Source organism: Spirulina sp. 06S082, from assembly GCF_034932145.1.
In the GTDB taxonomy this organism is placed as follows: Bacteria; Cyanobacteriota; Cyanobacteriia; order Cyanobacteriales; family Spirulinaceae; genus CCY15215.
This window is the reverse complement of sequence record NZ_JAYGHV010000342.1, coordinates 1-5440: the sequence shown is the minus strand read 5'-3', so window position 1 is coordinate 5440 and position 5440 is coordinate 1. Positions and strand designations below refer to the sequence as shown.

The following is a 5440-nucleotide window of genomic DNA, read 5'->3' as shown; positions in this document are numbered from 1 at the left end:
TTTCAATATCCACACCTCGAGCAAATGCAGCCAAACAAGCTGCTAAGGCATTAGCAATCATAAAAGGAGCCATTCCTTTAAAAGTCGCGGGGACATTTTTGGCCGCATCAATGCGTAATTTCCAATCCCCCTCAATAATCGTCAGGTAGCCATTCTCATAAATAGCCGCCAATTTGCCGCGACGGGTATGTTCTTGAATGACAGGGTGATCGGGGTTCATAGAGAAATAAGCGACTTTTGATTTCACCTTTTCTGCCATTTTGGCCACAAGAGGATCTTCCGCATTCAATATCGCATAACCATCAGGAGAAGTGCTTTCCGCCACTACAGATTTAACCGAAGCCATTTGCTCCACCGTATCAATATCGCCGATACCCAAATGATCCGCCGCGACATTTAAAATCACTGAAACATCGCAGCGATCGAAAGCTAAACCCGATCGCAAAATTCCCCCCCGCGCTGTTTCTAAAACAGCAATTTCTACTGTAGGGTCTTTTAAGATTAACTGGGCGCTTTGGGGTCCAGTCGTATCTCCTGCTTCGACTAAATAATCGCCGATATAAATCCCATCGGTGGTGGTGTACCCCACAACCTGCTTGGTTTGCCGGAAAATATGAGCAATTAGGCGCGTGGTTGTAGTTTTCCCATTAGTCCCCGTAATGGCCACAATGGGGATGCGAGGGGACATTCCCTCGGGAAAGAGCATATCCAACACTGCGGCACCGACATTGCGCGGTAAACCCTGACTCGGAGAAGCGTGCATTCGGAAACCGGGGGCTGCATTCACTTCCACAATCACCCCATCGGTTTCTCGCAGGGGTTGACTAATATCCGACGTGACCACATCAATACCGGCAATATCCAAGCCAATGACTTTGACTACTCGTTCGGCGATCCAGATATTTTCGGGGTGAATATCGTCCGTGCGATCGATGGCAATACCCCCCGTACTGAGGTTCGCCGTTGCTCGTAAATAAACCCGTTCTCCTTTGGGGGGAATACTATCTAGGTTATAGTCCTGTCGTGCTAGGACATCCGTTGCGGTTTTATCGAGTTTAATTTTGGTGAGAACATTATCGTGACCGTCTCCTCGTCTCGGATCGCGGTTGGTTTGGTCGATCAGTTCGCTAATGGTGGAGCGATCGTCGCCGATGACATGGGCGGGAATTCTTTCGGCGACGGCCACAACTTTGCCTTGAACTACCAGAATGCGATGGTCGTTGCCCTGATAGTAGCGCTCGACAATGACAGATTTCGTTTTAGAAGCCTCACTGGCCAGATCGTAAGCCTCTTTTGCTTCTTGCCAGCGTTTGATATCGATGGTAATACCGCGACCGTGGTTGCCATCGAGAGGTTTGAGAACAATGGGATAGCCTCCCACATCGTCGATCGCGTCTTCGAGTTCGTCAAAATAGCGAATAACTGTGCCTTGGGGGACGGGAATACCCGCATCTCGCAGCAGGGTTTTTGTGCCTTCCTTATCGCAAGCCAATTCGACGGCGATAATGCTGGAATAGTCGGAAAGGGTCGCTTGTATGCGTTTTTGCTTGACTCCGTATCCCAGTTGAATCAGGGCGCGGGTACTCAAGTGCATCCAGGGAATTTCTCGTTCTTCGGCCTCGGTAATAATCGTTTCTGTACTGGGACCTGTGGAAGCATTGACCCAGAATTCTTTGAGGTCGTTGAGGTCTTGCTGGAGTTCCTCTTGGGGATAAGTCCCTGTATTGACAATACTCTGACAAAGGCGCACGGCGGCGCGTCCGGCATAGCGTCCGGCTTGTTCGTCGAGATATTCAAAAACGACGTTGTACACCCCCTGTTCCGATGTCTGTCGCGTGCGTCCGAAACCGACGTGCATTCCGGCCAGATCCGAGAGTTCGAGGGCGACGTGTTCGATAATATGTCCCATTAAAGTCCCTGCTTGCAGGCGCTCTAGGAAACCGCCTCGATGTCCTGGGGAGCAGTAATGTTCGACTAAGGTGGGCAAAAGCGATGTCAATCCTTCATTAAAACCCTGGATTTCATTGGAGTATCGTTCGTCTAAATCCTCCAAGTCCAAACGCATGACGATTAATTTGTGGTAGCGAATGCTCCAGTAGTTGGGGCCGCGCAGGGTGAGGGTTTTGAGAATTTTCATAAGCCTTCGATTCTGGAATTTTGGGGGAGATGCAATAGACAACGCTTGGGCATCGCGGACAGTGAGAGAAACCAAACCGAGGGGCGATCGCGCTTCGGCGGTACTCAATGACCACAAACCTCAGTTTCTCTCGTCAAAAACATAGAAAACTGTTCTTAGCGAACAGTTTTTGATTTAGGATTGGGCGGGGAGAAGTAGGTAGTTGATAGTTGATAGTTGATATTTGATAGTTAAATTCCCGCGTTTTTTTATTCTCCGGTTAAGGGACGACGTTGATAGATATTGTAGCGATCGCCGTGACTGAGAATGTGGATTCTCAAACCATGTAGGCTCAAGGGGTCGCCGACATCTACGTTCATCTGATTGGTGTGGGAGAGATATTGTGCGTCAATAATGTTTACGGTGCCTTTACCTAAGACGCGAATCCAACCATCTTGCTCGAACATGGCACAGGTGTCCTCGTCAATCCCAATACCGAGGCGATCGGGGTGAATGGCGATCGCGCTTAACAATCTGGCCATGCGGTTGCGGTTGTGGAAGTGCTGATCGACTATAGTTTCGGGAATTATCCCCAGTCCCATGGCCATGTCAATGAGAGAACGATTGGGAGATTCGCCGCTACCCCCGCCGCCGATCATGTGGTGTCCCATCACGGCGGCTCCCGCACTGGTGCCAGCGAGGGTAATTTCGTGTTTTTGGGCGCGATCGCGGATCAGTTCCATCACCGGGGTTTCGGCCAGTAAAGCGCATAAGCGCAATTGATCGCCTCCGGTTAGGAAAATCCCCGTACAGTTTTCTATAAATTCTATATAGTTCGCATCGCTACCTTGAGCGCGATCGCGAATATCCAGCAACTCGATCTGCTTGGCTCCCATTTCCTCAAAAATGCGGCGGTAGCGTTCTCCTACGAGTAGGGGTTCTCGAGATGCTGAAGGAACAATGCCGATTATCGCATCGCTTCCTCCCGAGCGATTAAAGAAGGTGTGCAAAATCTCTCGACCATGCACTTTATCTTCTGCCCCACCAATGACTAGGATGGCGGTTTTCGTCGGTTTGGGCATCTGGGTTTCCGGACTTCGAGACTCTACTTGCAGCATAGACAAAACAATCGCGATTCTGGCCTAATATACAATTAAACCTCATTTCGTCACGATCCTTACGCTACCAATTCCCAAATTGCGATTTTCAATGCGAATTTAGCAATCCATGCTAAAAAGAATCTTGTCAAATTCAAGTTCATCATTTAGGGAACCATGACTGTTGAAGTTGCGATCGCCATTCTTTATCAAAACGGCAATTTTCTGATGCAGTTGCGGGATAATGTTCCCAATATTGCTGCGCCGGGGTGTTGGGGCTTTTTTGGCGGGCATCTCGATCCTGGGGAAACGCCGGAAGTAGCATTGGTGCGGGAATTAATAGAAGAAATTAGTTATGAGTTTTCTGGCACTTTGGTTAAGTTTGGCTGCTATCCCAGCGATGGAGTAATGCGTCACATTTTTACAGTTCCTTTATTAGTTCCTTTGACGCAGTTGGAACTTAAAGAGGGCTGGGATTTTGCTTTAGTAACTCCCGATGAAATTCTTCAAGGAGAGCGCTTTTCAGAGATTGCGAACCAAATTCGTCCTCTGAGTTCCATCCATCGACAAATTCTTCTTGATTATCTCCAGCAGAACAACTCTACCAAATCAAAACAGTAGAGTTTGATTTTAAGGATATTGTTGCAAATAGCGTAAGATGCCGAGGGCGATCGCCTGAGCCATTTGGCTGCGATAGGCGGGGTTGGCTAAATTGCGGGAATCGATTTGTCCCGTCACAAAACCCACTTCCACGAGAATAGAGGGCATAGATGTATTTCGCAAGACATAAAAGCGTGCTTGCTTAATGCCGCGATTTCGCGCTATGGGAACTGTTTCGAGAATAGCTTGGTGAACGATCTGCGCTAAACGATAGCCCCGAGAATAATAATAAGTTTCCATGCCGTTGACTTCGGGACGATAGCCCCCGACGGCATTTGCGTGAATGCTGGTGAAAATATCAGCTCGAGTTCGGTTGGCCATATATGCCCGCTCCTGTAGGCTGATAAAGCGGTCATCAGAGCGGGTCATGACGACATTTATGCCGCGATCGCGCAAAATTTGAGCAATTTCTAAGGAGATGGGTAAAACTACATCAGTTTCCCGCAAACCGCCAATACCGATCGCCCCAGGGTCTTTCCCTCCATGACCAGGATCGAGAACTACGAGGGCGCGTCCGTTGGGTTGGGGAAAATTAGTGCGATCGGGAACCGTGGGTTGAGTGGGTAGGGGGACGGGAATAACAATTTCGCTGGCTTGGGATGACGGTTCGGAGGGCGGATCTCTTAAAATCTCACTCCCTTGTTCGGGAACGATGGAAATTCCTCCCCGACTATCAGAGACTTCCCAGCGCGGACTATTGCGATCGAGAGTTAGGGTAATGCGGGCATTATTTCCCAATTGATTGAAGCGAACTTCTTCGACTCCATAGCGATCGACGGTAAATGTTTTTGAGGAGTCCTCCGATCGCACCCTCGCCCCTTTTAATTCAATATTGATTTGTCTGCCATTATCGCTGCGATCGACTTTAATTTCTTCGGGGCGATCGCGATCGCGCAGGCGAATGAAAAAGCCATTTTTAGTGATTTGAAACCATTCCGGAACCCCGCGCAAGAGGGGTTCAAAGGTGGGACGAGAACGTTGCGGGGAGGGGAGTTGAATCGTCCATTGGGAAGGAGTCCCAGCAATTTTTACCTGTTGGGGATCGAGGAAATATCCCGGTGCGAGTTCTACGACCAGGCGCGTTGTTCTATTATCGGGCTGTCCGACTCGCACGCTGGCGATCGCCCCACCGACTCGCTGACTGGCGCTGCGACTGATTCCCGTACCGGGGAGATCGATAACTAAGCGCGTCGGGTTAGCAATTAATCTCACCGTCGGTCGCACGCTGCTATCGGTGGTGAAACTGAGACTATTGCGATCGCGATCGAAGTCCCAAAACAGCAATCGCGCTGCTTCTGCGGGTAGGGCAAAAAATATGGCAGCTAGTACGCTGAGGATATACCAACGAAGTTTCAAAGGGCGCACTCCAATTGTCAGGGGTAAGGGGCGATTAACCAAAGCCGGATAAGGATTCTCTCAATGTTGCCTCATCAGAAAAATTGGGTAGAAACCCCGTCCTTATAGGACGGCTTTATATTAGTTTCGCTACCGCCTTGGAGTTGTTTAATTAGGGTGCCTTTGTATTGCACTTTTAACAGGACAATTACTGTATCTAACTAAACAACCC

Annotated in this window: 4 protein-coding genes; 1 reads left to right on the top strand and 3 read right to left on the bottom strand. The window is 49.2% G+C overall.

Going from position 1 to position 5440, the window contains the following annotated elements; genetic code table 11:
• Together cphA and VB714_RS20765 are read right to left on the bottom strand one after the other, a co-directional pair.
• The coding region (gene cphA / locus VB714_RS20770) for a cyanophycin synthetase (RefSeq protein WP_416309755.1) at nucleotides 1–2137 on the bottom strand (2137 nt) is incomplete at its 3' end.
• A 248-nt stretch (nucleotides 2138–2385) separates the two neighbouring features.
• Nucleotides 2386–3234, bottom strand: a complete 849-nt coding sequence (locus VB714_RS20765; RefSeq protein WP_416309754.1) for a cyanophycinase — start codon at nucleotides 3232–3234, stop codon at nucleotides 2386–2388.
• A 156-nt stretch (nucleotides 3235–3390) separates the two neighbouring features.
• Here VB714_RS20765 and VB714_RS20760 point away from each other — a divergent pair, with 156 nt between their 5' ends.
• Nucleotides 3391–3834, top strand: a complete 444-nt coding sequence (locus tag VB714_RS20760) for an NUDIX hydrolase (protein ID WP_323226592.1) — start codon at nucleotides 3391–3393, stop codon at nucleotides 3832–3834.
• 9 nt (nucleotides 3835–3843) lie between these two features.
• Here the strand turns inward: VB714_RS20760 and VB714_RS20755 are convergent, their stop codons facing one another.
• A complete protein-coding gene (locus VB714_RS20755; RefSeq protein WP_323226591.1) occupies nucleotides 3844–5229 on the bottom strand; it encodes an N-acetylmuramoyl-L-alanine amidase in 1386 nt (461 codons plus the stop codon).
• Nucleotides 5230–5440: the final 211 nt, after the last annotated feature.